Annotated in this window: 36 protein-coding genes; 3 read left to right on the top strand and 33 right to left on the bottom strand. The window is 69.6% G+C overall.

Annotation, left to right across the window (positions count from 1 at the left end):
- Positions 1–15: 15 nt before the first annotated feature.
- Positions 16–1,011, top strand: coding sequence for an ATP-binding cassette domain-containing protein (locus tag ACTJKO_RS06790; protein ID WP_440686990.1), 996 nt, complete (start codon positions 16–18; stop codon positions 1,009–1,011).
- Positions 1,008–1,841 (top strand): ABC transporter permease, encoded by an 834-nt coding sequence (locus ACTJKO_RS06785; RefSeq protein WP_440686987.1) that lies wholly within the window; start codon positions 1,008–1,010, stop codon positions 1,839–1,841. Before ACTJKO_RS06790 ends, ACTJKO_RS06785 begins: the two co-directional genes overlap by 4 nt.
- A 66-nt stretch (positions 1,842–1,907) precedes the next feature.
- On the opposite strand, the gene ACTJKO_RS06780 is transcribed toward ACTJKO_RS06785, so the two are convergent.
- From ACTJKO_RS06780 to infA, 8 genes are all read right to left on the bottom strand, one after another.
- Complete coding sequence (locus ACTJKO_RS06780) at positions 1,908–5,108, bottom strand: BTAD domain-containing putative transcriptional regulator (RefSeq protein WP_440686986.1); 3,201 nt, start codon at positions 5,106–5,108, stop codon at positions 1,908–1,910.
- A 22-nt stretch (positions 5,109–5,130) separates the two neighbouring features.
- On the bottom strand, positions 5,131–6,249 hold the full coding sequence (locus ACTJKO_RS06775) for an FUSC family protein (RefSeq protein WP_440686984.1): 1,119 nt from the start codon (positions 6,247–6,249) through the stop codon (positions 5,131–5,133).
- A 131-nt stretch (positions 6,250–6,380) separates the two neighbouring features.
- Complete coding sequence (rplQ, locus tag ACTJKO_RS06770; RefSeq protein WP_440686982.1) at positions 6,381–6,950, bottom strand: 50S ribosomal protein L17; 570 nt, start codon at positions 6,948–6,950, stop codon at positions 6,381–6,383.
- Positions 6,951–7,016: 66 nt separating this feature from the next.
- Entirely contained in the window at positions 7,017–8,012 is a 996-nt protein-coding gene (locus ACTJKO_RS06765; protein ID WP_440686980.1) for a DNA-directed RNA polymerase subunit alpha, read from the bottom strand.
- A 190-nt stretch (positions 8,013–8,202) separates the two neighbouring features.
- Positions 8,203–8,601 (bottom strand): 30S ribosomal protein S11, encoded by a 399-nt coding sequence (gene rpsK, locus ACTJKO_RS06760; protein ID WP_017885507.1) that lies wholly within the window; start codon positions 8,599–8,601, stop codon positions 8,203–8,205.
- Positions 8,602–8,610: 9 nt separating this feature from the next.
- A complete protein-coding gene (rpsM, locus tag ACTJKO_RS06755; RefSeq protein WP_058728274.1) occupies positions 8,611–8,985 on the bottom strand; it encodes a 30S ribosomal protein S13 in 375 nt (124 codons plus the stop codon).
- 162 nt (positions 8,986–9,147) lie between these two features.
- Positions 9,148–9,264 carry a 50S ribosomal protein L36 gene (gene rpmJ, locus ACTJKO_RS06750; protein ID WP_022903266.1) on the bottom strand — a complete coding sequence of 39 codons (117 nt, stop codon included), beginning with the start codon at positions 9,262–9,264 and terminating at the stop codon, positions 9,148–9,150.
- Positions 9,265–9,334: 70 nt separating this feature from the next.
- Positions 9,335–9,556 carry a translation initiation factor IF-1 gene (gene infA, locus ACTJKO_RS06745; protein WP_017885509.1) on the bottom strand — a complete coding sequence of 74 codons (222 nt, stop codon included), beginning with the start codon at positions 9,554–9,556 and terminating at the stop codon, positions 9,335–9,337.
- Between the two features lie 292 nt (positions 9,557–9,848).
- Between infA and ACTJKO_RS06740 the strand changes: the two genes are divergently transcribed.
- Complete coding sequence (locus ACTJKO_RS06740; protein WP_440686976.1) at positions 9,849–11,168, top strand: LCP family protein; 1,320 nt, start codon at positions 9,849–9,851, stop codon at positions 11,166–11,168.
- A gap of 172 nt (positions 11,169–11,340) precedes the next feature.
- Here ACTJKO_RS06740 and map read toward each other — a convergent pair whose 3' ends face one another.
- The 25 genes from map to ACTJKO_RS06615 all read right to left on the bottom strand — a co-directional run bounded on the left by map (position 11,341) and on the right by ACTJKO_RS06615 (position 26,303).
- Positions 11,341–12,174: a type I methionyl aminopeptidase gene (map, locus tag ACTJKO_RS06735; protein ID WP_440686974.1), complete on the bottom strand. Its 834-nt coding sequence runs from the start codon at positions 12,172–12,174 to the stop codon at positions 11,341–11,343.
- A gap of 5 nt (positions 12,175–12,179) precedes the next feature.
- Complete coding sequence (locus ACTJKO_RS06730; RefSeq protein ID WP_440686972.1) at positions 12,180–12,770, bottom strand: adenylate kinase; 591 nt, start codon at positions 12,768–12,770, stop codon at positions 12,180–12,182.
- A complete protein-coding gene (secY, locus tag ACTJKO_RS06725; protein ID WP_440686970.1) occupies positions 12,767–14,089 on the bottom strand; it encodes a preprotein translocase subunit SecY in 1,323 nt (440 codons plus the stop codon). The genes ACTJKO_RS06730 and secY overlap by 4 nt, the downstream gene beginning before the upstream one ends.
- Positions 14,090–14,235: 146 nt before the next feature.
- Positions 14,236–14,700, bottom strand: a complete 465-nt coding sequence (gene rplO / locus ACTJKO_RS06720; RefSeq protein ID WP_440686968.1) for a 50S ribosomal protein L15 — start codon at positions 14,698–14,700, stop codon at positions 14,236–14,238.
- Complete coding sequence (gene rpmD / locus ACTJKO_RS06715; protein ID WP_083513518.1) at positions 14,697–14,882, bottom strand: 50S ribosomal protein L30; 186 nt, start codon at positions 14,880–14,882, stop codon at positions 14,697–14,699. The genes rplO and rpmD overlap by 4 nt, the downstream gene beginning before the upstream one ends.
- On the bottom strand, positions 14,882–15,649 hold the full coding sequence (gene rpsE, locus ACTJKO_RS06710) for a 30S ribosomal protein S5 (protein WP_440686965.1): 768 nt from the start codon (positions 15,647–15,649) through the stop codon (positions 14,882–14,884). The genes rpmD and rpsE overlap by 1 nt, the downstream gene beginning before the upstream one ends.
- Positions 15,646–16,017, bottom strand: coding sequence for a 50S ribosomal protein L18 (gene rplR / locus ACTJKO_RS06705; RefSeq protein ID WP_058725386.1), 372 nt, complete (start codon positions 16,015–16,017; stop codon positions 15,646–15,648). Before rplR ends, rpsE begins: the two co-directional genes overlap by 4 nt.
- A 2-nt stretch (positions 16,018–16,019) precedes the next feature.
- A complete protein-coding gene (gene rplF, locus ACTJKO_RS06700) occupies positions 16,020–16,556 on the bottom strand; it encodes a 50S ribosomal protein L6 (RefSeq protein WP_440686963.1) in 537 nt (178 codons plus the stop codon).
- A gap of 6 nt (positions 16,557–16,562) precedes the next feature.
- On the bottom strand, positions 16,563–16,961 hold the full coding sequence (gene rpsH, locus ACTJKO_RS06695) for a 30S ribosomal protein S8 (RefSeq protein WP_058725384.1): 399 nt from the start codon (positions 16,959–16,961) through the stop codon (positions 16,563–16,565).
- A gap of 153 nt (positions 16,962–17,114) precedes the next feature.
- Positions 17,115–17,705, bottom strand: a complete 591-nt coding sequence (gene rplE, locus ACTJKO_RS06690; RefSeq protein ID WP_440686960.1) for a 50S ribosomal protein L5 — start codon at positions 17,703–17,705, stop codon at positions 17,115–17,117.
- Positions 17,705–18,064, bottom strand: coding sequence for a 50S ribosomal protein L24 (rplX, locus tag ACTJKO_RS06685; RefSeq protein WP_440686958.1), 360 nt, complete (start codon positions 18,062–18,064; stop codon positions 17,705–17,707). The genes rplE and rplX overlap by 1 nt, the downstream gene beginning before the upstream one ends.
- Before the next feature lie 3 nt (positions 18,065–18,067).
- Positions 18,068–18,436, bottom strand: a complete 369-nt coding sequence (rplN, locus tag ACTJKO_RS06680; RefSeq protein ID WP_017885523.1) for a 50S ribosomal protein L14 — start codon at positions 18,434–18,436, stop codon at positions 18,068–18,070.
- A gap of 31 nt (positions 18,437–18,467) precedes the next feature.
- Positions 18,468–18,752 carry a 30S ribosomal protein S17 gene (gene rpsQ / locus ACTJKO_RS06675; protein WP_440686956.1) on the bottom strand — a complete coding sequence of 95 codons (285 nt, stop codon included), beginning with the start codon at positions 18,750–18,752 and terminating at the stop codon, positions 18,468–18,470.
- Positions 18,752–19,072, bottom strand: a complete 321-nt coding sequence (rpmC, locus tag ACTJKO_RS06670) for a 50S ribosomal protein L29 (RefSeq protein WP_440686954.1) — start codon at positions 19,070–19,072, stop codon at positions 18,752–18,754. Before rpmC ends, rpsQ begins: the two co-directional genes overlap by 1 nt.
- Positions 19,072–19,491, bottom strand: coding sequence for a 50S ribosomal protein L16 (gene rplP, locus ACTJKO_RS06665; protein ID WP_022903279.1), 420 nt, complete (start codon positions 19,489–19,491; stop codon positions 19,072–19,074). Before rplP ends, rpmC begins: the two co-directional genes overlap by 1 nt.
- A gap of 2 nt (positions 19,492–19,493) precedes the next feature.
- Positions 19,494–20,291 (bottom strand): 30S ribosomal protein S3, encoded by a 798-nt coding sequence (rpsC, locus tag ACTJKO_RS06660; RefSeq protein WP_022906345.1) that lies wholly within the window; start codon positions 20,289–20,291, stop codon positions 19,494–19,496.
- Complete coding sequence (gene rplV / locus ACTJKO_RS06655) at positions 20,291–20,683, bottom strand: 50S ribosomal protein L22 (RefSeq protein WP_022906344.1); 393 nt, start codon at positions 20,681–20,683, stop codon at positions 20,291–20,293. Before rplV ends, rpsC begins: the two co-directional genes overlap by 1 nt.
- 25 nt (positions 20,684–20,708) lie before the next feature.
- Positions 20,709–20,990, bottom strand: a complete 282-nt coding sequence (gene rpsS, locus ACTJKO_RS06650) for a 30S ribosomal protein S19 (RefSeq protein ID WP_017885529.1) — start codon at positions 20,988–20,990, stop codon at positions 20,709–20,711.
- A 12-nt stretch (positions 20,991–21,002) separates the two neighbouring features.
- Positions 21,003–21,842, bottom strand: coding sequence for a 50S ribosomal protein L2 (rplB, locus tag ACTJKO_RS06645; protein ID WP_440686950.1), 840 nt, complete (start codon positions 21,840–21,842; stop codon positions 21,003–21,005).
- Between the two features lie 18 nt (positions 21,843–21,860).
- Positions 21,861–22,160, bottom strand: a complete 300-nt coding sequence (rplW, locus tag ACTJKO_RS06640) for a 50S ribosomal protein L23 (RefSeq protein ID WP_022903283.1) — start codon at positions 22,158–22,160, stop codon at positions 21,861–21,863.
- A complete protein-coding gene (gene rplD, locus ACTJKO_RS06635) occupies positions 22,157–22,816 on the bottom strand; it encodes a 50S ribosomal protein L4 (protein WP_440686948.1) in 660 nt (219 codons plus the stop codon). Before rplD ends, rplW begins: the two co-directional genes overlap by 4 nt.
- A gap of 2 nt (positions 22,817–22,818) precedes the next feature.
- Complete coding sequence (gene rplC / locus ACTJKO_RS06630; protein WP_440686946.1) at positions 22,819–23,472, bottom strand: 50S ribosomal protein L3; 654 nt, start codon at positions 23,470–23,472, stop codon at positions 22,819–22,821.
- A 12-nt stretch (positions 23,473–23,484) separates the two neighbouring features.
- Positions 23,485–23,793 carry a 30S ribosomal protein S10 gene (gene rpsJ, locus ACTJKO_RS06625; protein WP_022903286.1) on the bottom strand — a complete coding sequence of 103 codons (309 nt, stop codon included), beginning with the start codon at positions 23,791–23,793 and terminating at the stop codon, positions 23,485–23,487.
- Positions 23,794–24,431: 638 nt separating this feature from the next.
- Positions 24,432–25,244, bottom strand: coding sequence for a DarT ssDNA thymidine ADP-ribosyltransferase family protein (locus ACTJKO_RS06620; protein WP_440686944.1), 813 nt, complete (start codon positions 25,242–25,244; stop codon positions 24,432–24,434).
- A gap of 81 nt (positions 25,245–25,325) precedes the next feature.
- A complete protein-coding gene (locus ACTJKO_RS06615) occupies positions 25,326–26,303 on the bottom strand; it encodes a DNA topoisomerase IB (RefSeq protein ID WP_440686942.1) in 978 nt (325 codons plus the stop codon).
- Positions 26,304–26,345 lie beyond the last annotated feature (42 nt).

The following is a 26,345-nucleotide window of genomic DNA, read 5'->3' as shown; positions in this document are numbered from 1 at the left end:
ACGAAAGGAACCTCGATGACCACCACCCCGCTCGCGGTCGAGGCCACCGGCCTCGTGAAGACCTTCGGGACCAACCGCGCAGTGGACGGTGTCGACCTCCGTGTGGAGGCCGGCACGGTCTACGGCGTGCTCGGCCCGAACGGCGCCGGCAAGACCACCACCATCTCCATGCTCGCGACGCTGCTGAAGCCCGATGCCGGCGAGGCCCGCGTCTTCGGCCACGACGTCCGGCGCGAAGCGCAGCTCGTCCGCTCCCTCATCGGCGTCACCGGCCAGTACGCCAGCGTCGACGAGACGCTCAGCGCGACGGAGAACCTCGTCATCTTCTCGCGGTTGCTGGGGCTCGGTCGTGCCGAGTCGAAGCGCAAGGCGGCGGAGCTGCTCGAGCGCTTCGGCCTGACCGAGGCCGCGTCCCGACCGCTGAAGAACTTCTCCGGCGGCATGCGTCGTCGCCTCGACCTCGCTGCGAGCCTCATCGCGCAGCCGCCGCTCATCTTCCTGGACGAGCCGACCACCGGCCTCGACCCCCGGACCCGGGCGCAGATGTGGGACACCATCCGTGACCTCGTCGCGACGGGCTCCACCGTGCTGCTGACGACGCAGTACCTCGACGAGGCCGACCAGCTGGCCGACCGCATCGCCGTGATCGACCACGGCAGGGTCGTCGCCGAGGGCACCGGGGACGAGCTGAAGTCCTCGATCGGCACGGCGTCGCTCCAGCTGCGGCTCACCGAGGGCATCCGGCTCGACGCCGCCCGCGCCATCGTCCGGAACACCCTCGGCGTCGAGGCGGTGGCGAGCCCCGAGGGCTCGAGGCTCACCGCGCCGATGACCGACCCGGACCGCGTGACCGACCTCCTCGTGTCGTTCCGCGAGGCGGGCATCTCCCTCGCCGAGTTGAGCGTGCAGAAGCCGACGCTCGACGAGGTCTTCCTGACGATCACGGGCAAGCCGGTCGACACCGGTGCGACCGACGACGCCGAACGCGAGCTCGAAGGGAGCAAGGCATGACCACCATCACCCCCACCACGGGCACGGCCGGGCCCCGGGTCACGCCGCGCCCCGGTGTCGGTGGCACCGGACTCGGCGCGACCGTCCGGCAGTCCCTCACGATGGCGTACCGCGGCCTGATCAAGGTCCGGCGCACGCCCGAGCAGCTGTTCGACGTGACGCTCATGCCGATCATCTTCACGGTCATGTTCACGTACATCTTCGGCGGCGCCATCGCGGGCGACGTCTCGAAGTACCTGCCGATCATCATCCCCGGCATCCTCGTGCAGACGAACATCACGTCGTCGATCGTGACGGGCGTGCAGCTGCGGGAGGACATGGACAAGGGGGTCTTCGACCGCTTCAAGTCGCTCCCCATCGCCCGCATCGCGCCGCTCGCCGGAGCGCTCCTCGCGGACACCGTGCGCTACGCGATCGCGACGACGATCACCTTCGTCGTCGGCATCATCATGGGTCTCCGTCCCGCCCACGGCGTGTGGTCGGTCGTCCTCGCCGGCCTGCTCGTCATCGTGGTCGCGTGGGCGATCAGCTGGATCTTCGCCTACTTCGGGGTCATCGCCCGGACGGCGTCGAGCGTCTCCGGCATCTCGAACATGGTGCTGTTCCCGCTGACGTTCCTGTCGAACGCGTTCGTCCCGGCGGACACGCTCCCGGACTGGCTGCGCTGGTTCTCCGAGGTCAACCCGATCTCGCACCTCATCACGGCCGTCCGGGACCTCGTGAACCACGGGGTCGTCGGCAGCGACCTGGTGTTCTCGCTCGTCGGTGCCGCCGTGATCGTCGCGGTGTTCGCACCCCTCACCGTGCGGGCGTACATGCGCAAGGCGTGAGCCGCGCGTGCCCGGCGTCAGGCGCGCGGCGTCACGTGCCCGGCGCCACGCATCGCGCGTCACGCGTCACGCGCTGAAGCGGAGCTCCTCGAGCAGGAGGCGTGCCTGCGAGACGGCCTCGGCCCGGTCCCATCCGGCCGAGGCCGTCTCGGCGTCCGCGAGGGCGTCCTCCCCCACCGCCGCGGCGAGGACCGGGCGGACCCGTGCGTGCGCGAGCACCGCGAAGTCCTGCCGCGAGCCCAAGCGGGTCGCGAACCCCCAGCAGCGCGCGGCGTGCTCCGGCCGGTCGCTCCGAGCGGCAGCGATCGCGAGGCCGATGAGCGTGGTGCCCATGACCGGGAGGTCGAGCCACCACGGGTGGACGCGCAGCATCACGAGCGCGCCGACCCGGATGCGGCGAGCGACCTCCCGTTCCGTGGCCTGGAGGCGCGGCGCGGGCCCGTCACTGCGGCTCGCGTCCTCGTCGACGGCCGCGATCCGTGCCGCGCCCGCCATCATCGTCCAGTGCGGGGTCTGCTTCCGGTGCGGCAGGACCCACTCCCACGCCGCGGCGTACTGGGCGGCGGCCCCGGCCGTGTCGCCCGCCCACCGCAGGCACTCCGCCCCGATCGCCACCGCGAGGACACCGATCTGCGAGCGGTCCCCGTCGAAGCCGCCGCGCCCCTCGACCGGTCGGTGCTGCAGGTCCGCCGCGATCGCCCGGGCACGGTCGACCGCCCCGGTCGCTGCCGAGCACAGCCCCACGGTCCACCCGATCTCGTACAGGTCGTCGTCGGCGCCGAAGCGTTCGAGCTGCTCCCGCGCGCGGTCGGCGTTCTCGAGCGCGTCCGTGTACCTGCCGGTCTGCGCGAGGAGTTGCGTCATGGTGACGGCGACGGTGCCCGTCGTCCAGGCGTCGGACGTGCGTTCGGCGAGTGCCTGCGCCCGCGTGGCGTACCGCAGGGCCGCGTCGAACTCCCCGTCGTTCTCGGCGAGCGGGGCGCTCAGCATGTTCGCCACGCAGGACACCCCGTCGTGTTCGTCGTCGCGGAGCCGGGCGATGAGCGCCATCGACTCGGCGGGTCGTCCGAGCGTGAGCAGGAGCGCCGCCTGGGCGTCGAGGACCGGGAACCCGGTCAGACGCTGCCGTCGGAGCCGCCGGAGCGTGGAGATCGCGCGTGCCGCCGTCCGCCGGTCGTCGAACGCCGCGGACGCACCCGCGACGACGAGACCGACGTGCACGGCGGCGAGGTCCTCGTCCGCCGGCCGCATCGCGCGGAGGACGGTCACCACGTCCACGGCGATCCCGACGACCTCGCCGTGGGCGCCGCGGAGGGTCCAGTAGGCGCCGAGGGCGGCGAACACCTGGGCGGTGGCCGAGGCGTCGTCGGCGCGGACGCTCCAGCGCAGCAGCGTGACGAGGTTGTCCGCCTCGCGGCGCACCTCGTGGAACCGGTCGAGCTGTTCCGCGCCGCTGATGGTGAAGAGGTTCCGGTGTGCGCAGAACGTCCGCGCCCAGCCGGTCATCGCGGTGCGCACGGCCTCGGTTTCGCCGCGCTCGTCGAGCCGTGCGGCCCCGAACTCGCGGACGGTCTCGAGCAGGCGGTAGCGGACCGGCTCTCCCTCGTGCTCGACCAGCTGCACGAGGGACTGCTCGACGAGTTCGGCGAGGTCGTCGAGCGCGTCGTCGCGCCGGTCGGGTGCGGCGACCGCCTCGACCGCGTCCACTGCGAGTCCGTCCGGGAACAGCGCGAGCCGGGGCAGGAGGTCCTGCGCTCCCGCGTCGAGCAGCCGCCAGCTCCACTCGATGACCGCGAGCAGGGTCCGGTGGCGTTCGGGGGCGCTGCGGTCTCCGCCGCGCAGCAGCGCGAACCGGTCGTCGAGTCGTCGTTCGATCTCGTCGGTGCTCATGCCCCGGATCCGCGCGGCCGCGAGTTCGATCGCGAGCGGTGACCCGTCGAGGCGCGAGCAGATCCGGCGCACGGCGTCGACGGGCAGGACGGCTCCGGGGCGCGCGGCACGGGCACGCTCCGTGAACAACCGGACGGCGGCGCCGTCGGCCTCGACGGGCAGGGGCGCCAGCGGCGCCACGACCTCACCGGCGATCGCGAGGGGTGCCCGGGACGTCGTGAGGATCCGCAGCTCGGGGTCGGCGGCGAGCAGGTCGGCGGCGAACGCGGCCACCGGGGCGATGAGGTGCTCGCAGTTGTCGAGCACGAGGACCGTCGGACCGTCACCGAGCGCGCGGACCACCCTGCCGAGCAGGTCGGCCACGACGACGTCCCGCAGCGCCCGCGCCGAACGCACCTCGGCGATCCCGAGCAGTGCGCCGAGCGCCGGCACGATGTCCTCGGCAGCACCGAGGGGCGCGAGTTCGGCCACCACGACGGCGGTCGTCGCGGGCAGCTCGGCGGCGACCGCCTGCGCGAGCCGGGTCTTGCCCAGCCCACCCGCACCGAGGATGGTGACCAGCCGGTTGCGGGACAGGAGGTCCGAGACGGCGGCGAGGTCCGCCTCCCGTCCGACCAGCGTGTTCGGCGCCGCACGCAGGCCGATCCGTCGGACGCTGCCCGTGGTGCGCGCGGACCGGCGCAGCAGCTCCGCGTTCAGCCGGACCAGGTCCGCGGAGGGGTCCGCGCCGAGCTCGTCGGCCAGACGGTCCCGGTGCTCCGCGAACACCGCGAGGGCCTCGCTCGTCCGGCCTGCGGCGTCGAGCGCGCGCATGCAGCCGGACACCGCGAGTTCGTCGAACGGGTTCGCGTCCGCCTCGGCGCGCCAGACGGCCGCCGCTTCGCCGGGCTCGCCGTCATCGAGGAGGAGGGCCCCGAGCGTTCGACGGAGTGCCCGACGGGCCGCGACGGCGCGGTCCGCGAGGGCGCCGCCGAGGTCGCCGTCCACATCGGCTCCCGGTTCGCCCCGCCACAGGTCCAGCGCGCCGCGCACCTCGGCGAGGTCCCGGCTCGAGGACGCACGCTCGGCCCGGAGCAGGTCGACGTCGTCTGGGTCGACCCCGAGCGCGTAGCCCGTGCTCGTCGACGACACGATCCCCTCGGCCACGCTGCGCCGGAGCCGCGAGACGAGGGTCTGCAGCGCGGCACGGGCACCACGGGGCTGGTCCTCCGGCCACAGGTCGTCGATGAGGGTCTCGGTCGTCACCGCGTTGCCACGGGCGAGCACCAGGGCAGTCAGGAGCGACCGTGCGAGCGCGCCCGGGACCGCGGTCGGTTCGCCACTGGCCCCGGCGACCGTCACCGGGCCGAGGACGGCGACGCGGGGTTGCTCGGACACGGTGCGAGTCTACGGACCGTGGTCAGCCGCGGGGGTGCCCGAACGCGGACGGCCCCGTGCGGGTGTCGACGTCCGCGGTGGCCCGGCGCTCCGACTCCACGATCCCGCGCAACGCGACGAGGGCCGCCGAGGTGACGGCGACGTGCGACGGGTCCTGGCGTGAGGCGTCCAGGGCGCGCTCGACCTCGGCGATCGCCTCGTCACCCGCGTCCTCCGCGCACTCGCCGCGGATCATGCACGCCAGCTGCCGGAGCGCCTTCGCCAGCGGCGCCGCGAACGCCGGATCGGGGCGGCCGAGGCCGTCCGCCACCGGGCCCGACCGTGCCACGAGCTCCGTCAGGTCGGTCGTGTACCAGGCGACCCGTTCCAGGGCGCGGAACCGTGCCCCGTCCCGCTGCAACCGGGCCCGGGAGCCGCGCAGCGCACCGCGGGGGTTCAGCCGTCGGCTCTCGTGTGCGATCGACACACGCGAACGGACGTCGGCGATCGCCCGGTCCAGGCGGTCCTGCTGACGGTCCCACGCCTTCTCGTCGCGGTCGCCCTCCTCGAGCACGGCCGCCAGTCCGTCCAGGTGGTCCGCCAGCACCCCGTTCACCGCGTCGATGCGGTGCTCGGCGTCCCAGAAGTGCAGCGGCGGGAACACGAGGAAGTTCACGAGCAGGCCGACGACCACCCCGATCGCCATCTGCACCAGGTACGCGAGCGAGTACCCCTCGGCGTGGGCACCGCCGACGAGCAGGACGAACAGCGCTGCGGTCGACACCCACGAGCTGCCCTCGCCGAGCACGCGGAAACCGCCCACGAGCACCCCGATGCCCACCGCGAGCGCGACCGCGAGGAACCCCGGATCGCCCACCCACATCGTGAAGCCGGCGATCACGATGCCGAGCGCGATGCCGACGAGGGTCTGCACGCCGCTCCGGATGCCCGCGAAGACCGTGGCCTGCATCGCGACGACGGCGCCGAGCGGGGCGTAGTACGGGTACTCGGCGGGGACCCCGGGAACGTGCCGGGCGATGAACCAGGCGATCACCGCGGCCACGGCGGCCTTCGCGGCGTGCAGCAGGCGCGGCTGCGTCCCGGAGGTCCGGCTCCACCGCCAGATCCTGGTACCCATCCCCGCGATGTGCTCGAACCGCATCGATTCCTCTCGTCGTGTCGGCCGATCACGCTACGGCCCGCCGCTGGGAGCCCGTTCCGTTCCTTGGCCCCCGGGAACGAGGAAGCCCCCGCAACCTGGGCTGCGGGGGCTTCCTCGTGGTGGCGCTGGGCCTACTTGTCGTCCGACTTCTCGGCGGCGTCGGCCTCGACCTCGGCAGCAGCCTCGGTCTCGGTCTCCTCGGCGACGGGCGTCGACTCCTCGGTCGTCTCGGTCTCCTCGACCGGGGTCTCCTCGGTGGTCTCCTCGGCGGCCGGCTCCTCGACCGGAGCAGCGGCGGCGGCCGGAGCAGCGTCGCGCTTCACCGGGGCGGGCTTGCCCGACACCGGCTCGAGGACGAGCTCGATCGATGCGAGGGGTGCGTTGTCACCCTTGCGGAAGCCGAGCTTCGTGATGCGGGTGTAGCCGCCCTGACGGTCCTCGACCTGCGGCGCGATCTCGGTGAACAGCGTGTGCACGACGGACTTGTCGCGCAGGATGCTGATCACGCGACGACGCGCGTGCAGGTCGCCACGCTTCGCGAACGTGATGAGACGCTCGGCGACCGGGCGGAGGCGCTTGGCCTTCGTCTCGGTGGTCGTGATGCGACCGTGCGTGAAGAGGGCGTTGGCGAGGTTGCTCAGGAGCAGGCGCTCGTGGGCGGGACCGCCACCGAGGCGGGGGCCCTTGGTGGGCTTCGGCATGTCAGTTCTCCAGTGGTGAAAGTGTTGCGCGCTGCGTCAGCGGCGCACGTGCGCGTGAGCGCGAGGTCAGTTGTTGGACTCGTCCTCGTCGTACCCGCTGTAGAAGTGGGCGCCGTCGAATCCGGGGACGGTGTCCTTGAGGGACAGGCCGAGCTCGGTGAGCTTGTCCTTGACCTCGTCCACCGACTTCTGACCGAAGTTGCGGATGTTCATGAGCTGCGTCTCCGACAGGGCGACGAGCTCGGACACCGTGTTGATGCCCTCCCGCTTGAGGCAGTTGTAGCTGCGGACCGACAGGTCGAGGTCCTCGATCGGGGTCTGCAGCTCGTTCGAGAGCACGGCGTCGACCGGCGCGGGGCCGATCTCGATGCCCTCGGCCGCCGTGTTGAGCTCGCGGGCGAGCCCGAACAGCTCGACGAGCGTGCGGCCGGCCGATGCGATGGCGTCGCGCGGCGTGATGGCCGGCTTCGACTCGACGTCGACGACCAGGCGGTCGAAGTCCGTGCGCTCACCGGCACGCGTCGCCTCGACGCGGTAGGTGACCTTGAGGACCGGCGAGTAGATCGAGTCGATCGGGATCTGACCGGCCTCGCTGAACTCCGAACGGTTCTGCGTCGCGGAGACGTAGCCGCGGCCACGCTCGATCGTCAGCTCGAGCTCGAAGCGCGCGGTGTCGTTCAGGGTCGCGATGACGAGTTCCGGGTTGTGGATCTCGACGCCGGCCGGGGCGGAGATGTCCGCCGCGGTGACCTGACCGGCACCCTGCTTGCGCAGGTACGCGGTGATCGGCTCGTCGTGCTCGCTGGAGACGACCAGGCTCTTGATGTTGAGGATGATCTCGGTGACGTCTTCCTTCACACCGGGGACGGTGCTGAACTCGTGGAGGACGCCGTCGATGCGGATGCTGGTGACAGCCGCGCCGGGGATCGAGGAGAGGAGCGTGCGGCGCAGCGAGTTGCCGAGGGTGTAACCGAAGCCCGGCTCGAGCGGCTCGATGACGAAGCGCGAGCGGTACTCGGAGATCGATTCCTCGGTCAGGGTGGGGCGCTGTGCAATGAGCACTGTGGGATTCCTTTCGGCGGAGTGTCCGCTATATGACACTCGGCGGTACGACGGGGCCGACCGGGCCCCGACGGGTCTGTTGAGTTGTGATCACGCGCACCGACGTGCGCGATCGAACGACCAGGAATGGCCGCGGGCCCTGCCCGACCCCGTCAGGGGACGAGCAGGGCGCGGCCGGTTGCTCCTCGCGTCAGACGCGACGACGCTTCGGCGGGCGGCACCCGTTGTGCGCCTGCGGCGTGACGTCGTTGATCGAGCCCACCTCGAGCCCAGCGGCCTGGAGCGAGCGGATCGCGGTCTCGCGGCCCGAGCCCGGACCCTTCACGAAGACGTCGACCTTCTTGACACCGTGCTCCTGCGCCTGACGCGCAGCGGACTCGGCGGCGAGCTGCGCCGCGAACGGCGTCGACTTGCGCGAACCCTTGAAGCCGACGGCACCCGAGGACGCCCAGCTGAGGACGGCGCCGGACGGGTCGGTGATGCTGACGATCGTGTTGTTGAACGTGCTCTTGATGTGGGCCTGGCCCACGGCGACGTTCTTCTTCTCCTTGCGGCGCGGCTTGCGCGCGGCAGTCTTGGGGGTAGCCATGGTGATCTCCTATCGGGCCTTCTTCTTGCCTGCCACGGTGCGCTTCGGTCCCTTGCGGGTACGCGCGTTGGTCTTGGTGCGCTGACCGCGCACCGGGAGACCACGACGGTGGCGGAGACCCTCGTAGCTACCGATCTCGACCTTGCGGCGGATGTCGGCGGCGACCTCGCGGCGGAGGTCACCCTCCACCTTGAAGTTGCCCTCGATGAAGTCACGGAGGGCGACGAGCTGGTCGTCGGTCAGGTCCTTGACGCGGATGTCACCGGAGATACCGGTCTCGGCGAGTGCCTGGACCGCGCGGGTACGGCCGACGCCGTAGATGTACGTGAGTGCGATCTCCACGCGCTTCTCGCGCGGGATGTCGACGCCTGCTAGACGTGCCATGTGCTGGCTGCTCCTGTTGTCGATGGAGGTGTGGAGCAGTACCGGTGCTCGGGCCTCCGACCCGAGGTGTCCCCGCTCGCGCGGTTCTTGGTACTGCGTTCGATGTTGAGTTGTGGATCCTGCGCAGGCCGCCCGGAGGCGATCCGCGTCAGGCAGCCGGGACTAGCCCTGGCGCTGCTTGTGACGCGGGTTGCTCTTGCAGATCACCATGACGCGGCCCTTGCGGCGGATGACACGGCAGTGCTCGCAGATGGGCTTGACGCTGGGGTTGACCTTCATTGTTGTTTCCTCGTGCTCGCTGGCTTCGTGCTCGGCAGGGTTGCCGAGCCGTTCCTTTCCAGCTCGCGGATCACTTGTAGCGGTAGACGATCCGGCCGCGGGTCAGGTCGTACGGGCTCAGCTCCACGATCACGCGGTCCTCGGGGAGGATGCGGATGTAGTGCTGGCGCATCTTCCCGGAGATGTGCGCGAGGACCTTGTGTCCGTTGGTCAGCTCAACGCGGAACATCGCGTTGGGCAGAGCTTCGAGCACCGAGCCCTCGATCTCGATGACGCCGTCTTTCTTGGCCATAGCCTCACTGTCGCTTGGTTGGATTACCGGTGTGATCCCCGAGCCGGTCTGCGGGTCGGGCGCCACGCCCAGAGGGCATGACACACCAAAGATCGATCTTATGTGGTAAACCCAGGATTGCCAAGTGGGGGCGGCGAAGTCCCCTCGTCTGGGGCTTCTCAGACCAGTCTGAGGGTTCCACAGTGGTTTGACGGCGCGTTCCGGGTCGTCACCAGTCCCCGGTCCCTAGCGTGACCTGCGCAGCCACCGTCCGCGCCGACCGACCCGCGCCGGACCACCGAACGGAGACCACGTGCCCGACGCCACCCGACGCCCGCTCGCCCGCCACGGCCGGCTCCCCCGCCGCCGCGGGTGGACGACCCTGGCGTCGATCGTCGCGTCCGCCCTCGCCGTGCTCCTCGTCAGCGGCACGAGCGTCGCCGCCATCGCCGGCGCGCAGCTCGCCACGGCGCCGAAGACGGTCAAGCTGAGCACGGACGACCAGAGCACCGCCCAGACCGCGGACATCACGGCCATCAAGGGCGGCGCGAACATCCTCCTCATCGGCAGCGACACCCGCGTGGGGCAGTTCGACTCCGACGAGGACGTGCAGGGCGCCCGCAACGACGTCACGATGCTCATCCACATCTCGCAGGACCACCAGCAGCTCACCGCCGTCAGCTTCCCGCGCGACCTCATGGTGCCGATCCCCGCGTGCAGCAACCCCGAGACGGGCACCACCTACCCGGCCGCCGCCTCCGCACAGTTCAACACCGCGCTCGGCAACGGGGGCGTGTCGTGCGTCGTCGACACGGTCGAGAACCTGACCGGCCTGAGCATCCCGTACGCCGGCCTCATCACCTTCGACGGCGTGATCGAGATGTCGAACGCGCTCGGTGGTGTCGACGTCTGCGTGGCCCAGCCGATCAACGACGACTACACCGGGCTGCACCTCACCGCGGGGTCGCACAACCTCGAGGGCTCCGACGCGCTCGCGTTCCTCCGCACCCGGCACGGCGTCGGCGACGGCAGCGACCTCGCCCGCATCAGCTCGCAGCAGGTGTTCCTGTCCGCGCTGCTGCGGAAGGTCACGGCCGACGGCACGCTGTCGAACCCGATCACGCTCTACAAGCTCGCCGGTGCAGCCCTGTCGAACATGACGCTGTCCGACGGGCTCGCGCAGGCGCGGACGCTCGTCGGCCTCGCCGGGACGCTGCGCGGGATGAGCACGGCGAACATGCTGTTCGTGCAGTACCCCGTCGCCGACGACCCCGCCGACAGCGCACGGGTCATCGTCGACCAGGACGCGGCGCACACCCTCAACGTCGCACTGCAGAACGACCAGAAGACCTCGCTGAGCGACTCGTCCACCGGGCGTGCGTCCAAGGAGGCCTCCGGCTCGAGCGGGACCGCCAGCAGCGCACCGTCCGCGGGTGCGTCCGCCGGCATCTCGACCGGCACCGGCAGCTCGACCGGGAGCGGGACCGCCGCCGGTTCGAGCGGCAGCTCGACCGGGACGGGGAGCACCAGTGGAGCGGCGACCACCCAGGCGTCCCCGTCCTCGACGCCGCTGCCGTCGTCCATCACCGGGCAGAGCGCCTCCGAGCAGACCTGCTCCGTCGGCAACGACTGAGGTCCCTCCCTGGCCGGGAGGCCGGAGCCCTCTGGACCGTCAGGCCGAGCGGATGACGCGGGCCGAGCCGGCCCGCGCCTCCGGCCGCTGAGGCGGACGCGACCCGCGCCTCCTGGACCACCGTGGCGGACGCGGCCACCGCCGTCGAGACGGGCCGGACGGGAGGCGCGACCTACGGGATCGGGACCGGCGTCACACCCAGCGGGGCCAGGCCGGACGCGCCGCCGTCGGAGGCCGTCAGCACCCAGATGCCGTCGGCGTGGACGGCCACACTGTGCTCCCAGTGCGCCGCGTCGGAACCGTCCAGCGTGCGGACGGTCCACTCGTCGGCGTCGGTCGAGCTGTCGATCGTGCCGGCGGTGACCATCGGCTCGATGGCGACGACCAGCCCCGGCTTGACGGCAGGACCGGCGCCGCGGACGCGGTAGTTGAAGACCGGCGGATCCTCGTGCATCGAGCGTCCGATGCCGTGCCCGGTGTAGTCCTCGACGATGCCCCAGGCGCCCGTCTCGTCGATCGCGTCCTCGATGACCGCACCCACCTCGTGCAGGTTCTTCGCATGCGCGAGCGCCGCGACACCGTGCCAGAGCGCGCGCTCGGTCGTGTCGCACAGCGTCTGCCGTGCCGCCGTGACGCCGGCGTCGCCGCCCGGGACGACCATGGTGAAGGCGCTGTCGCCGTTCCAGCCATCGACCTCGGCGCCCGCGTCGATCGACACGATGTCGCCGGCCTGCAGGACCCGGTCACCCGGGATGCCGTGCACGATCTCGTCGTTCACGGATACGCAGAGGGTGTGGCGGTACCCGGGCACCAGCTGGAAGTTCGGGATCCCGCCGCCGTCCCGGATGACCGTCTCGGCGATCGTGTCGAGCTCGGCGGTCGTGACGCCGGGTCGGACGGCGCCACGGACCGCGACCAGCGCGGCCTCCGTCAGCAGCCCGGGGCGCACCATGGCGCGCAGCTCGTCGGGCGTCTTGTAGATCGACGGCTTGCGGAGACGGACCACGCGACTCAGACGGCTGCGGTCAGCCCACGCGAGGACAGCGCGGCCTGGATGCGGTCACCGACCTCGTCGATGCCCCCGAGCCCGTCCACGTCGACGACGAGTCCACGCTCGCCGTACGCCTGCACGATCGGCGCGGTCTGCTCGACGTACACCTGCTGGCGACGACGGATCGTCTCCTCGTTGTCGTCACTGCGGCCCTGCTCCTCGGCGCGCTTCAGGAGACGACCCACGAGCTCGTCTTGGTCGGCGACGAGCTGGATGACGGCGTCGATCCCCGTGCCCTGCTCCGCGAGCAGCGCGTCGAGGTACTCGACCTGCCCGACGGTGCGGGGGTAGCCGTCGAGGAGGAAGCCGTTCTCGGCGTCGGACTCTTCCAGGCGGGACTTCACGAGCTCGTTCGTGAGGGAGTCCGGGACGTAGTCGCCCGCGTCCATGATCGCCTTCGCCTGCACACCGAGGGGCGTGCCCTCCGCGACGTTCTTGCGGAAGATGTCTCCCGTCGAGACGGCGGGGATCCCGAAGGCCTCGGCGATGCGGCCGGCCTGGGTGCCCTTCCCGGCTCCGGGGGGTCCGACGATGATGAGACGTGCGCTCAACGGAGAAGCCCTTCGTAGTGACGTTGCTGCAGCTGCGAGTCGATCTGCTTCACGGTCTCGAGACCGACACCCACGATGATGAGGATGCTCGCGCCACCGAACGGGAAGTTCTGGTTCGCGCCGAACAGCGCCAGTGCTGCCAGCGGGATGAGCGCGATGAGACCGAGGTAGAGCGAGCCGGGCAACGTCACCCGGGTCAGGACGTAGTCGAGGTACTCGGCCGTCGGACGGCCGGCCCGGATGCCCGGGATGAAGCCGCCGTACTTCTTCATGTTGTCGGCGACCTCTTCGGGGTTGAAGGTGATCGCGACGTAGAAGTACGTGAACCCGACGATGAGCAGGAAGTACAGGACCATGTAGAACCAGTTGTCACCCGAGGTCAGGTTGCTCTGGATCCAGGTCACCCACGCGGCGGGCTCGGTGCCGTTCGAGGGCTGGTTGAACTGCGCGACGAGGGCCGGCAGGTACAGCAGCGACGAGGCGAAGATGACGGGCACGACGCCGGCCATGTTCACCTTGATCGGGATGTATGTGTTGTTGCCCCCGTAGGTGCGACGACCGACCATGCGCTTGGCGTACTGGACGGGGATGCGCCGCTGCGACTGCTCGACGAACACGACGGCCATCATGATGACCAGTCCGACGAGGATCACGAAGAGGAAGAGCTCGAAGGACTGCGACTGCTCGATCGCCCAGAGCGCCGACGGGAACTGCGCCGCGATCGACGTGAAGATGAGGAGCGACATGCCGTTGCCGATGCCGCGCTCGGTGACGAGCTCGCCCATCCACATGATGAGGCCCGTGCCGGCGGTCAGCGTGACGACCATGAGCATGATCGCGTACCAGCTGTCGTTCGAGATGATCGACGAGCAGGAGGAGGAGGCGTTGGTGCCGAACAGGGCGCCCGAGCGAGCGACCGTGATCAGCGTGGTGGACTGCAGCACGCCGAGCGCGATCGTGAGGTAGCGCGTGTACTGCGTCAGCTTCGCCTGACCGGACTGCCCCTCCTTGTAGAGGGCGTCGAAGTGCGGGATGACCACGCGCAGGAGCTGCACGATGATCGACGACGTGATGTACGGCATGATGCCGAGCGCGAAGACCGAGAGCTTCAGCAGCGCGCCACCGGAGAACAGGTTGATCAGGTCGTAGAGGCCCTGCTGCGACGACGCACTGGCGAGGCAGCTCTGCACGGAGGCGTAGTCGACGAACGGCGCGGGGATGTACGACCCCAGGCGGAACAGCGCGATGATCGCGAGGGTGAAGCCGATCTTCTTGCGAAGATCTGGGGTGCGCATGATGCGCGCGACCGCTCTGAACACGAGGACTCCGAACTTCTGGGACCGGCGGCCCGAACGGGGACCGTCACCGGTGCGGTCGGCAGGACCGACCTGACCGACGGATGCCGGCCACTGTCAAGGAAACCGTAACGGCGGCCCGTGCGCAAACGCACGGGCCGCCGACGGGGTTACTGGGAGACGGTGCCGCCAGCAGCCGCGATCTTCTCGGCGGCGGACGCCGAGACCTTGTCGACCGAGACCGTGACCTTCACGTTGATGTCACCCTGACCGAGAACCTTGACCTTCTCGTTCTTGCGGACGGCGCCCTTGGCGACCAGGTCCGCGACGGTGACGTCGCCACCGTCGGGGTAGAGCTCCGCGATCTTGTCCAGGTTCACGACCTGGTACTCGACACGGAACGGGTTCTTGAACCCGCGGAGCTTCGGGGTGCGCATGTGCAGCGGCATCTGCCCACCCTCGAAGCCGACCTTGACCTGGTACCGGGCCTTCGTGCCCTTGGTACCACGGCCGGCGGTCTTGCCCTTCGAGCCCTCACCACGACCGACGCGGGTGCGCGCCTTCTTGGCACCCTCGGCGGGGCGGAGGTGGTGCAGCTTCAGCACCTGCACGCGCTCGTTCTTCTCGTCGCTCATGCGTCGACCTCCTCGACCTTCACGAGGTGCGCGACCGTCGCGACGTACCCGCGGTTCTGGGAGTTGTCCTCACGCTCGACCGTCTGGCCGATGCGCTTGAGACCCAGGCTGCGGAGGGTGTCGCGCTGGTACTGCTTCTCGCTGATAACGGACTTCGTCTGCGTGATCTTCAGCGTCGCCATCACGCACCTGCCTTCTCGGACGCGGCGCGCAGAGCGGCTGCCTCGGCCTGGAGCAGACGGGCCGGGACGACCCGGTCCACGTCGAGGCCGCGACGGCTTGCGACGGCGCGGGGCTCCTCGAGCTGCTGCAGCGCCTCGACGGTCGCGTGCACGATGTTGATGGTGTTGGACGAACCGAGCGACTTGCTCAGGACGTCGTGGATGCCGGCGCACTCGAGGACGGCGCGGACCGGACCACCGGCGATGACACCGGTACCGGCAGCGGCCGGACGGAGGAGCACGACACCGGCAGCGGCCTCACCCTGCACCGGGTGCGGGATCGTGTTGCCGACGCGCGGGACGCGGAAGAAGTTCTTCTTCGCCTCCTCGACACCCTTCGAGATGGCGGTCGGGACCTCACGGGCCTTGCCGTAGCCGACGCCCACCAGGCCGTTGCCGTCACCGACGACCACGAGCGCGGTGAAGCTGAAGCGACGACCACCCTTGACGACCTTGGAGACGCGGTTGATGGTCACGACGCGCTCGAGGAACTGGCTGTCGCCACCGCGGTTGTTGCGGTCGCGGCCCTGCTGACGGTCGCGCCCGCCACCACGGCGGCCACGGTTGTCGTTCGAGTCGCGGTTGTTCGACGCGGAGCCCGCGGCGGTCTCGACCGGACGCTCGGCGACGGCCGGGGCCTCCGCCTGGGTGCCGGTCTTCGCGCCCTCGGCCGGAGCCGTGGTGGCCTCGACGTTGGCGTCTTCGTTCGTGTTCGCGATGTCGCTCACAGGTTCAGCCCTCCTTCACGGGCACCGTCGGCGATCGCGGCGACGCGACCGGCGTACTTGCTACCACCGCGGTCGAAGACCACGGCCTCGACGCCGGCGGCCTTCGCGCGCTCGGCGAGGAGCTCGCCGACGCGACGGGCCTTGGCCGTCTTGTCGCCGTCGAACGAACGGAGGTCGGCCTCCATCGTCGACGCGCTGGCCAGCGTGTGGCCCTTCGCGTCGTCGATGACCTGGACGAACACGTGACGCGACGACCGGGTGACAGCGAGACGCGGACGCGCCTCGGTGCCGGTGATCTTCTTGCGGAGACGGTTGTGACGGCGCGCCTTGGCGGCCGACTTGCTCTTTCCTCGGATACCGAGAGCCATGATCACTTACCTGACTTTCCGGCCTTGCGGCGCACGACCTCGCCTGCGTAGCGGACACCCTTGCCCTTGTAGGGCTCGGGCTTGCGCAGCTTGCGGATGTTGGCAGCCACCTCGCCGACGGCCTGCTTGTCGATGCCCGACACGGTGAGCTTGTTGTTGCCCTCGACGGCGAAGCTGATGCCCGCCGGCGGCTCGACCGTGATGGGGTGGGAGTAGCCGAGGGCGAACTCGACGTTGCTGCCCTTGGCCTGCACGCGGTAACCGGTGCCGACGACCTCGAGGCCCTTGGAGTAGCCCTGGGTCACGCCGACGATGTTGTTCGCGATGAGGGTGCGGGTGAGGCCGTGCAGGGCACGGGACTCGCGCTCGTCGTCCGGGCGGGTGACGAGGACCTGGTTCTCCTCGACCTTGGCCTGGATGGGCTCAGCGACGACGAGCGAGAGCTCGCCCTTCGGGCCCTTGACCGCCACGGTCTGACCGTCGATGGAGACGGTCACGCCGGCGGGGATGTCGATGGGAAGACGTCCGATACGAGACATTGTCGGTCACCACACGTAGGCGAGGACTTCCCCACCCACGCCCTTCTGCTCGGCTTCACGGTCGGTGAGCAGTCCCGAGGAGGTCGAGAGGATCGCCACGCCGAGGCCACCGAGGACCTGGGGGATCTCCGTCGACTTCGCGTAGACCCGGAGGCCCGGCTTCGAGACGCGCTTGATGCCGGCGATCGAGCGCTCGCGCTCGGGGCCGTACTTCAGGTCGATCGTGAGGGTCTGGCCGACGCGGGCGTCCTCGATCTTCCACTCGCTGATGTAACCCTCGCGCTTGAGGATCTCGGCGATGTTCTTCTTCAGCTTGGAGCTGGGGAGCGAGACGGCGTCGTGGTGCGCCGAGTTCGCGTTCCGCAATCTGGTCAGCATGTCTGCGACCGGATCGGTCATCGTCATGATGGTCGTCCATTCTTCGCCTGGTTTCGACACCCGTTCCACGAATGCCGACCTGAGCGATCGGGTGATCCCGGGGCGGTTCCCCTGGATCGGTGTGTTCGTGCGTGCGGGCCGGAGGACGTGAATCCTCCGGCCCGCACCGCCCGGAGTATCTTAGACCGTCTGCTCGGCAGAACGGAACGGGAACCCGAGCTGGCGGAGCAGCGCGCGGCCCTCGTCGTCCGTCTTCGCGGTGGTCACGACGGTGATGTCGAAGCCACGCACGCGGTCGATGCGGTCCTGGTCGATCTCGTGGAACACGGACTGCTCCGTGAGACCGAACGTGTAGTTGCCGTTGCCGTCGAACTGCTTGTCGCTGAGGCCGCGGAAGTCGCGGATGCGGGGCAGGGCGAGCGACGTCAGGCGGTCGAGGAACTCCCACGCGCGGTCGCCACGGAGGGTGACGTGCGCGCCGATGGCCTGACCCTCACGCAGCTTGAACTGCGCGATGGACTTACGGGCCTTCGTGACCTGCGGCTTCTGACCGGTGATCGCCGTGAGGTCCTTAATGGCCCCCTCGATGATCTTCGAGTCGCGAGCGGCCTCGCCGACACCGGTGTTCACGACGACCTTGACCAGGCCGGGGACCTGGTGGACGTTCGTGTAGCCGAACTGCTCGGTGAGGGCCGACTTGATCTCGTCGTTGTACTTCTGCTTGAGGCGCGGCTGGATCTTGCCAGCCGGCGCGGCAGTCGTGTCAGTCATCAGAGCTTCTCACCAGACTTCTTGGCGTAGCGGACGCGGACGGTCTTCTTGACGCCGTCCTTCTCCACCTCTTCGTTGCGGAAGCCGACGCGGGTCGGCTTCTTGGTCTTCGGGTCGACGATGGCGACGTTCGACACATGGATCGGAGCCTCGTGCTGCTCGAGCCCACCGGTCTTCGAACCACGCTGGGTCTGGCCGACGCGGACGTGCTTCGTGACGAAGTTCACGCCCTCGACGACGACGCGCTCCTGGTCACGGAGCACCTCGATGACCTTGCCCTGCTTGCCGCGGTCGCCGCCACGCTCCTGCGTGGCACCCGTGATGACCTCGACGAGGTCACCCTTCTTGATGTTCGCCATGGCTTACAGCACCTCCGGCGCGAGCGAGATGATCTTCATGAACTTCTTGTCACGGAGCTCACGACCGACCGGACCGAAGATGCGCGTACCGCGCGGGTCGCCGTCGGCCTTGAGGATCACTGCCGCGTTCTCGTCGAACTTGATGTAGGAGCCGTCCTGACGACGGGTCTCCTTCTTGGTGCGAACGATGACGGCCTTGACGACGTCACCCTTCTTCACGTTGCCGCCGGGGATGGCGTCCTTCACCGTGGCGACGATGACGTCACCGAGGCCGGCGTAGCGACGACCCGAGCCACCGAGGACACGGATGGTGAGGATCTCCTTGGCACCCGTGTTGTCGGCGACCTTGAGGCGGGATTCCTGCTGGATCACTGCTGTCTCCTATTCCGAAGCAGGCCGCGGCCTACTTGGCCTTCTCGAGGATCTCGACCAGGCGCCAGCGCTTCGAGGCGCTGAGGGGACGGGTCTCGCTGATCACGACGAGGTCGCCGACACCAGCGGTGCCGAGCTCGTCGTGGGCCTTCACCTTGGAGGTGCGACGGATGATCTTGCCGTAGAGCGCGTGCTTCACGCGGTCCTCGACCTCGACCACGATGGTCTTGTCCATCTTGTCGCTCGTCACGTAGCCGCGACGCGTCTTGCGGTAGCCGCGGGCGGAGGCGGCGGAGGTCTGCTCTTCGTTCGCCATTACTTCTCCTCGGCGGTCTCGGCCTCGGTCGACTCGGCCGGCTTCTCAGCCTTCTTCGTCGACTTCTTGGCCTTGGGGGCGGTCTCGACGGGCGCGGGGGTGGCACGGATGCCGAGCTCGCGCTCGCGGAGGACGGTGTAGATGCGTGCGATGTCACGCTTGACGGCACGGAGACGACCGTGGCTCTCCAGCTGGCCGGTGGCCGACTGGAAGCGGAGGTTGAAGAGTTCCTCCTTGGCCTTCTTCAGCTCGTCAGCGAGACGCTCGTTCTCGAACGTGTCGAGCTCCGTCGGACGGAGCTCCTTGGAACCGATCGCCATTACGCGTCGCCCTCCTCGCGCTTGATGATGCGTGCCTTGAGGGGCAGCTTGTGGATTGCACGGGTCAGCGCCTCACGGGCGATGTCCTCGTTGACGCCGGAGAGCTCGAAGAGCACACGGCCCGGCTTGACGTTGGCGACCCACCACTCGGGGGAACCCTTACCGGAACCCATGCGGGTCTCGGCCGGCTTCTTCGTGAGCGGACGGTCCGGGTAGATGTTGATCCACACCTTGCCGCCACGCTTGATGTGACGCGTCATGGCGATACGAGCGGACTCGATCTGACGGTTGGTCACGTAGGCGGGCGTCAGCGCCTGGATGCCGAAGTCACCGAACGACACCTTGGTGCCACCGGTCGCCTGGCCCGAACGCTTCGGGTGGTGCTGCTTGCGGTGCTTGACTCGACGGGGGATAAGCATGGTTACGCCTCAACTCCTGCGCCGGCCGGCGCGTCCTGCGGGGCCTGCTGCTGACGGCCGCCACGGTCGCCGCCACGACGGTCGCCGCGCTCGCCACGCGGGCCGCCACGACGCTCCGGACGGGACGAACGCTGGTTCGCCTGCTCGCGAGCGAGCTCCTTGTTCGTGATGTCGCCCTTGTAGATCCAGACCTTCACGCCGATGCGGCCGAACGTGGTCCGGGCCTCGTAGAAGCCGTAGTCGATGTTGGCGCGGAGCGTGTGCAGGGGCACACGGCCCTCGCGGTAGAACTCCGAGCGCGACATCTCGGCGCCGCCGAGACGACCCGACACCTGGATGCGGACACCCTTGGCGCCGGCGCGCTGCGCACCCTGCAGGCCCTTGCGCATGGCGCGACGGAACGCGACACGAGCGGAGAGCTGCTCGGCGATGCCCTGCGCGACGAGCTGGGCCTCGGTCTCGGGGTTCTTGACCTCGAGGATGTTGAGCTGGATCTGCTTCTTGGTGAGCTTCTCGAGCTCGCCACGGACGCGCTCCGCCTCGGCGCCACGGCGACCGATGACGATGCCCGGACGCGCGGTGTGGATGTCCACGCGGACACGGTCACGGGTGCGCTCGAGCTCGATGCGGGCGACGCCGGCGCGGTCGAGGGTCTTCTTCAGGTACTCGCGCACCTTGATGTCCTCGGCCACGTAGTCGGCGTAGCGCTGACCCGGCTTCGTGCTGTCGGTGAACCAGTGCGAGACGTGGTCCGTCGTGATCCCGAGACGGAAGCCGTACGGGTTGACCTTCTGGCCCATTACTTGCTCGCCTTCTTGCTCGTCGCGGCAGCCTCGACCTCATCCGGCGTCGCGAGGACGACCGTGATGTGGCTGGTGCGCTTGTTGATGCGGAAGGCGCGGCCCTGGGCGCGCGGCTGGAACCGCTTCAGGGTCGTGCCTTCGTCGACGAAGACGCGGCTCACGTAGAGGTCGCGCTCGTCGAGGAAGCTGTTCGTCGAGTCCGCCTTCACCCGGGCGTTCGCGATCGCCGAGGCGACCAGCTTGTACACGGGCTCCGAAGCGCCCTGCGGGGCGAACTTCAGGATGGCGAGGGCCTCGTGGGCCTGCTTGCCGCGGATCAGCTCGATGACGCGACGGGCCTTCTGAGGCGTGACGCGGATGTGTCGCACGCGTGCGATCGACTCCACCATTTCGTTCCTCCTCTGCGTCCCCGCGTTAGCGGCGACGGCCCTTCTTGTCGTCCTTCACGTGACCACGGAAGGTGCGGGTCGGCGCGAACTCGCCGAGCTTGTGACCGACCATCGACTCGGTGACGAACACCGGGATGTGCTTGCGGCCGTCGTGCACGGCGATCGTGTGCCCGAGCATGTTCGGGACGATCATCGAGCGGCGCGACCAGGTGCGGATCACGTTCTTGGTGTTGGCCTCGTTCTGCGTGACGACCTTGCGGAGCAGGTGCTCGTCGACGAAGGGGCCCTTCTTCAGACTGCGTGGCATCTTCGAAAACTCCTACTTGCGCTTCTTGCCGGCGTTACGGCGACGGACGATGAGCTTGTCGCTCGGCTTGTTCGGCTTGCGCGTGCGACCCTCGGCCTGACCCCACGGGCTGACCGGGTGACGACCACCGGAGGTCTTGCCCTCACCACCACCGTGCGGGTGGTCGATCGGGTTCATCGCGACACCACGCACGGTCGGGCGGACGCCCTTCCAGCGCATGCGGCCGGCCTTGCCCCAGTTGATGTTCGACTGCTCGGCGTTGCCGACCTCGCCGATCGTGGCGCGGCAGCGGGCGTCGACGTTGCGGACCTCGCCCGACGGCAGACGGAGCTGCGCGTAGGGGCCGTCCTTGGCGACGAGACGCACCGAGGCGCCGGCCGAGCGCGCGAGCTTTGCGCCGCCACCGGGGCGGAGCTCGATCGCGTGCACGACGGTACCGACGGGGATGTTGCGGAGCGGCAGGTTGTTGCCCGGCTTGATGTCCGCGCCGGGGCCCTGCTCGATGACGTCGCCCTGCTTGAGCTTGTTCGGCGCGATGATGTAGCGCTTCGTGCCGTCCACGTAGTGCAGGAGCGCGATGCGCGCCGTGCGGTTCGGGTCGTACTCGATGTGCGCGACCTTGGCGTCGACGCCGTCCTTGTCGTGACGACGGAAGTCGATCACGCGGTACTGGCGCTTGTGGCCACCACCGATGTGACGGGTCGTGATGCGGCCCGAGCTGTTGCGCCCACCGGTCTTCGGCAGCGGACGAAGCAGCGACTTCTCCGGCGTCGAACGGGTGATCTCAGCGAAGTCGGCGACCGACGAGCCGCGACGACCAGGGGTCGTCGGCTTGTAGTTACGAATAGCCATGATTTATCCCTCTGGTCCTCAGCCGACAGCCGTGAAGATGTCGATCGAACCGGACTTGAGCGTCACGATGGCGCGCTTGGTGTCCTTGCGCTTGCCCATGCCGAAACGCGTACGACGGGTCTTGCCCGGACGGTTCAGCGTGTTGATGCTCGCGACCTTGACGTCGAAGATCTTCTCGATGGCGAGCTTGATCTCGGTCTTGTTCGAACGGGGGTCCACGATGAACGTGTACTTGCCCTGGTCGATCAGGCCGTAGCTCTTCTCCGAGACGACCGGCGAGATGATGATGTCGCGCGGGTCCTTGTTGAAGCCGCTCATGCGGAGATCTCCTTCGCGGTCTTCGACGCGATGAAGGCGTCGAGGGCGCTCTTGCTGAACACGACGGCGTCCGCACGGAGGACGTCGTAGGCGTTGAGCTGGCCGTGCGAGAGCGCGTGGACGTTCGGCAGGTTGCGGATCGACTTGAGCGTGAGCTCGTCGTCCTGCTCGAGCACGACGAGCACGTTCTTGACGGGCGCGACCCTCTCGAGGAGCGTGCGCGCGGTCTTGGTCGACGGCACCTCAGCGGCGACGAAGCCCTCGACTGCGGCGATGCGGCCACCGCGGGCGCGGTCCGAGAGCGAGCCGAGCAGAGCCGCGGCGATCATCTTCTTCGGGGTGCGCTGCGAGTAGTCGCGCGGGGTCGGTCCGTGGACGACGCCACCGCCGGTGTGCTCGGGAGCGCGGACCGAACCCTGACGGGAGCGGCCGGTGCCCTTCTGCTTGAACGGCTTGCGACCGGCACCGCGGACCTCGCCGCGGTTCTTGGTCTTGTGGGTGCCCTGACGCGCGGCTGCGAGCTGCGCGGTGACGACCTGGTGGATCAGCGGGACGTTGGTCTCGACGTCGAAGATCGCTGCGGGGAGCTCGACGGTGCCGGACTTGGTACCCGATGCGTCGAGGACGTCGATCGTGGTTGCGGTCGTGGTGGCCATGATCACTTACCCTTCACGGCGGTGCGGACGAAGACGGAGCGACCGCGAGCACCGGGGACGGCGCCCTTGACGAGCAGCAGACCCTTCTCGGCGTCGACGGCGTGCACCGTGAGGTTGAGGACGGTCACGCGCTCGCCACCCATGCGACCGGCCATGCGCATGCCCTTGAAGACACGCGACGGGGTCGACGAAGCACCGATCGAACCGGGCTTGCGGTGGTTGCGGTGCGCACCGTGCGAAGCGGACACACCGGCGAAGCCGTGGCGCTTCATGACACCGGCGAAGCCCTTGCCCTTCGACGTGCCGACGACGTCGACCTTCTGGCCCGCCTCGAACGTGTCGACGGTGAGCTCCTGGCCGAGCGTGTACTCAGCGGCGTCGTCGGTGCGGATCTCGGTGAGGGTGCGACGCGGGGTCACACCAGCAGCCTCGAAGTGGCCGGCGGCCGGCTTGTTGACCTTGCGCGGGTCGATGGCGCCGGCGGCGATCTGGATCGCCTCGTAGCCGTCGCGCTCGACGTTGCGGATCTGGGTGACCACGTTCGGGCCGACCTCGATCACGGTGACGGGGATGAACTTGTTGTTCTCGTCCCACACCTGGGTCATCCCGAGCTTCTTGCCGAGGAGGCCCTTGACGGTCTTGGTTGAGTTCGCCATTGGTCAGCCCCCTTACAGCTTGATCTCGATGTTGACGTCGGCCGGGAGGTCGAGTCGCATGAGCGAGTCGACGGCCTTCGGCGTCGGGTCGACGATGTCGATGACCCGCTTGTGCGTGCGCTTCTCGAAGTGCTCGCGCGAGTCCTTGTACTTGTGGGGAGAACGGATCACGGTGACCACGTTCTTCTCGGTGGGGAGCGGCACCGGGCCGACCACGGTCGCACCGGCACGGGTCACCGTGTCGACGATCTTCCGGGCCGACGTGTCGATGACCTCGTGGTCGTACGACTTGAGCCGGATGCGGATCTTCTGTCCCGCCATGTGTCTCTTTGTCCTCTCTGCGCCGCGCACCCTCGGGCCGCCTGACGCCGCCGCACCGTGCATTCCTGCAGGGCTTGGCTGTTTTCCTGAACCAACCGGCCGCATCCACTGGGGATGACCGCTGTTCTCCTGTCAACCGCGCAGGGCGACCGGGGCCGTCCAGCGTGGGCATGTCGCTTCCCCGTGCTCGCCGGGCACAGCAGTGCCCGTCGCGCTCAGTGGGGATTCGATCGTGTTCTGCTGCCTGCGGCCCAACCCAGCCCTGCTGAACAAGGGGGTTGTGCACTGCCAGAGCAGTGATCCTGCGCACGCGGACGCGCGCGGAATTCGGAACCGGACAAGTCTCGCATAGGCACGGCATCCGTGCAACCCGGGCGTGTCGCGATTCGTGGGCGTGTCGGGATCGGCGCACTCCCGCGGAACGACGGGGATCGCGGGCCTGGAGGCGCGGCCCGGCCCCGACACGCCCCTCGCCCGGCACAGGTGGTCCGGTCGCACCCCCGTGAGCGCGCAGGACACGCCGTCGCCCGTCCGGCGAGTGGGCAGATCAGGCCACTCGGGGGCGCCGAGCGTGACGGACATCGCACGCTCGGCGCTGCGCCCAGCCCAGCGCGCACTGCGCCGGGCCAGCCGGGCGGCTACTCCGCGGCGATCGGGGGCACGAACCAGGGCGGGAAGACCGCGACCCGCGGTGCGTGGCCGCCGTGGTCGCGCAGCACCGCCTTGACGGTCTGCCGGACGCGGTCGTTCGGCACACCGATCACGGCGACGGAGGAGAACGGCACGCTCGGCCCGGCGAGCAGCTCGAGGCCGTGCATCTCCGGGTCGGTGAAGTCCGTGCGGCGGATGAGGTTCGTCGCGGCCTCGGGGCCGACGGCGAAGCGGGCGTCCTCGGCCTCGGCGTCCTGGTCGGCGACGATCACCGACGCGCCGAATGCCGACACCGGGACGACGAGCACGACGTACTCCGTCGCCCGGGTCCGGCGGGCGGCGTCCGACCAGCGCTCGCCCACCGCGCCGGAGCGCAGTTCGTCCCAGCGCGTGGCGTCCGGCGAGAGGGTGAACGGCACGTGGGCCGCGACCGACGAGCCGTCGGGCGCGGTGGCCTCGGCCCGGGCGGCCCGGACCGCGGCGGAGGCGACGTCGACCACGGGCGTGACGGCGTCGGACGCGAGGATCGCACCCGCGCCCACGATGTCGTCGAGGTTGTCCACGTGGGTGACGTGGTGTGCCCGGAGCGACGCGAAGTCCCGCGCCTCGGGCAGGTCGGGCACCGGCGAGCGCAGCGAGGACGCAGGGGTGGCGGCCTGACCGGGGACGCTCCGGAGCGAGGTGGTGATCCGGGTGCGGCGCGGGGTGGGGGTGGTGGGGGTCTCGGCGACGACGCGCTGGCGTGGGGCGCAGATGTCGCAGAGCTCGGTGGGGAATCCGTGGATGCACTCGTCAGTCACGACTGGTGGGGGTCCTTCCGTGCCCGTGTGGGGGTGGTCGGGCACGAGGTCCAACGGTACGTCATCCCGGCCACCTGCCCGTCACTGTCGGTAGAGCAGGGCACGGACCTCGGACTCTGCCGCGTGGATCCGTGCCGGGTCGATGGTCTCGCCGTGGTCGTAGGCGTCGAGCAGCCGGGGGTCGATGTAGCTCTGTCGGCACACGGTCGGGGTGTTCCCGAGCTCCTCGCTGGCGACCTTCACGGCGTGCGACACCGCCTTCTTCCGCTTCGCCTGGGACGTCTGCGGTCCGGTCTTCGCGAGGTCGACGGCGGCGGCGACGGTGCCGTGCAGCGTCCGGAAGTCCTTCGCGGTGAACTCGTCGCCGGCGCGCTCCTTGACGTACTGGTTGATGTCCTCGGCGGACAGCGGTTCCCACTCGGCACCGCGGCGCTCCCGGAACGACAGCAGCCGGGCGTTGGGTCCACGTCGCTTCATGCCGGCGATGACGCTCGCGAGGTCGGGGTCGTGGATCGACGAGGACCACTCCTGACCGCTCTTGCCGGGGAAGTCGAGCTCGATGTCGTCTCCGGAGACGTGGGCGTGGGCGCACAGGAGCGTCGAGAGCCCGCGGCTGCCGTGCTCGGTGGCGTACCGCTCGGACCCGACCCGGAGGGACCCCTGGTCGAGCATCCGGAACGCCGCCGCGAGCGCACGCTGCCGGTCCGGCTCGGGCCGACGGAGGTCCTGCGTCACCATCCGGCGCGCGACCGGCAGGGACTCGGCGAGGGCGAGGGCGCGGTCGTACTTGATGCGGTCCATCCGCTCCCGCCAGCCGGGGTGGTACATGTACTGCCGGCGACCGGCTCCGTCGATGCCCGTGGCGAGGATGTGCCCGTTGTCGTACGGCGAGATCCAGACGTCGTCCCACGCGGGCGGGATGACGAGGTCCTCGAGCCGCTGCCGCACCTCGGGGTCGGTGACGGTCGCACCGTCCGGGTCACGGTACGAGAACCCTCGCCCGCTGCGGACGCGGTGGTAGCCGCGACCGTTGGTCGCGGAGCGGCGGAGACGTGTCACGGTCTCGATGGAACACGCCCGTGCCTGTGACGCGGCCAGGCG

The sequence above is a fragment of the Curtobacterium sp. 22159 genome, from assembly GCF_052045775.1.
GTDB lineage: Bacteria > Actinomycetota > Actinomycetes > Actinomycetales > Microbacteriaceae > Curtobacterium.
The sequence above is the reverse complement of the archived record's forward strand: the minus strand, read 5'-3'. Positions and strand labels throughout refer to the sequence as shown.

Excerpts from the sequence above, each read along its gene's own strand:
- rpmD (WP_083513518.1), bottom strand. The coding sequence starts at position 14,882 with ATGGCGACGCTGAAGATCACGCAGACGAAGTCCGTTATCAGCGAGAAG.
- ACTJKO_RS06775 (WP_440686984.1), bottom strand. The coding sequence starts at position 6,249 with ATGCGGTTCGAGCACATCGCGGGGATGGGTACCAGGATCTGGCGGTGG.
- rpsM (WP_058728274.1), bottom strand. The coding sequence starts at position 8,985 with ATGGCACGTCTAGCAGGCGTCGACATCCCGCGCGAGAAGCGCGTGGAG.
- rpsS (WP_017885529.1), bottom strand. The coding sequence starts at position 20,990 with ATGCCACGCAGTCTGAAGAAGGGCCCCTTCGTCGACGAGCACCTGCTC.
- rplC (WP_440686946.1), bottom strand. The coding sequence starts at position 23,472 with ATGGCGAACTCAACCAAGACCGTCAAGGGCCTCCTCGGCAAGAAGCTC.
- rpsH (WP_058725384.1), bottom strand. The coding sequence starts at position 16,961 with ATGACGATGACCGATCCGGTCGCAGACATGCTGACCAGATTGCGGAAC.
- rplO (WP_440686968.1), bottom strand. The coding sequence starts at position 14,700 with ATGAGCGACGAGAAGAACGAGCGCGTGCAGGTGCTGAAGCTGCACCAC.
- rplF (WP_440686963.1), bottom strand. The coding sequence starts at position 16,556 with ATGTCTCGTATCGGACGTCTTCCCATCGACATCCCCGCCGGCGTGACC.
- rpmJ (WP_022903266.1), bottom strand. The coding sequence starts at position 9,264 with ATGAAGGTCAACCCCAGCGTCAAGCCCATCTGCGAGCACTGCCGTGTC.
- rplR (WP_058725386.1), bottom strand. The coding sequence starts at position 16,017 with ATGGCTCTCGGTATCCGAGGAAAGAGCAAGTCGGCCGCCAAGGCGCGC.
- infA (WP_017885509.1), bottom strand. The coding sequence starts at position 9,556 with ATGGCCAAGAAAGACGGCGTCATCGAGATCGAGGGCTCGGTGCTCGAA.
- rpmC (WP_440686954.1), bottom strand. The coding sequence starts at position 19,072 with ATGGCGATCGGTTCCAAGGAGCTCCGTCCGACGGAGCTCGACACGTTC.
- rplP (WP_022903279.1), bottom strand. The coding sequence starts at position 19,491 with ATGCTTATCCCCCGTCGAGTCAAGCACCGCAAGCAGCACCACCCGAAG.
- rplB (WP_440686950.1), bottom strand. The coding sequence starts at position 21,842 with ATGGCTATTCGTAACTACAAGCCGACGACCCCTGGTCGTCGCGGCTCG.
- rplW (WP_022903283.1), bottom strand. The coding sequence starts at position 22,160 with ATGAGCGGCTTCAACAAGGACCCGCGCGACATCATCATCTCGCCGGTC.
- rplX (WP_440686958.1), bottom strand. The coding sequence starts at position 18,064 with ATGGCGAACATCAAGAAGGGTGACCTCGTCGAGGTCATCACGGGTGCC.
- ACTJKO_RS06790 (WP_440686990.1), top strand. The coding sequence starts at position 16 with ATGACCACCACCCCGCTCGCGGTCGAGGCCACCGGCCTCGTGAAGACC.
- rplV (WP_022906344.1), bottom strand. The coding sequence starts at position 20,683 with ATGGTGGAGTCGATCGCACGCGTGCGACACATCCGCGTCACGCCTCAG.
- rpsK (WP_017885507.1), bottom strand. The coding sequence starts at position 8,601 with ATGGCTACCCCCAAGACTGCCGCGCGCAAGCCGCGCCGCAAGGAGAAG.
- rplQ (WP_440686982.1), bottom strand. The coding sequence starts at position 6,950 with ATGCCGAAGCCCACCAAGGGCCCCCGCCTCGGTGGCGGTCCCGCCCAC.
- rpsJ (WP_022903286.1), bottom strand. The coding sequence starts at position 23,793 with ATGGCGGGACAGAAGATCCGCATCCGGCTCAAGTCGTACGACCACGAG.
- rplE (WP_440686960.1), bottom strand. The coding sequence starts at position 17,705 with ATGACTGACACGACTGCCGCGCCGGCTGGCAAGATCCAGCCGCGCCTC.
- rpsQ (WP_440686956.1), bottom strand. The coding sequence starts at position 18,752 with ATGGCGAACGAAGAGCAGACCTCCGCCGCCTCCGCCCGCGGCTACCGC.
- rplD (WP_440686948.1), bottom strand. The coding sequence starts at position 22,816 with ATGGCCACCACGACCGCAACCACGATCGACGTCCTCGACGCATCGGGT.
- rpsC (WP_022906345.1), bottom strand. The coding sequence starts at position 20,291 with ATGGGCCAGAAGGTCAACCCGTACGGCTTCCGTCTCGGGATCACGACG.
- ACTJKO_RS06785 (WP_440686987.1), top strand. The coding sequence starts at position 1,008 with ATGACCACCATCACCCCCACCACGGGCACGGCCGGGCCCCGGGTCACG.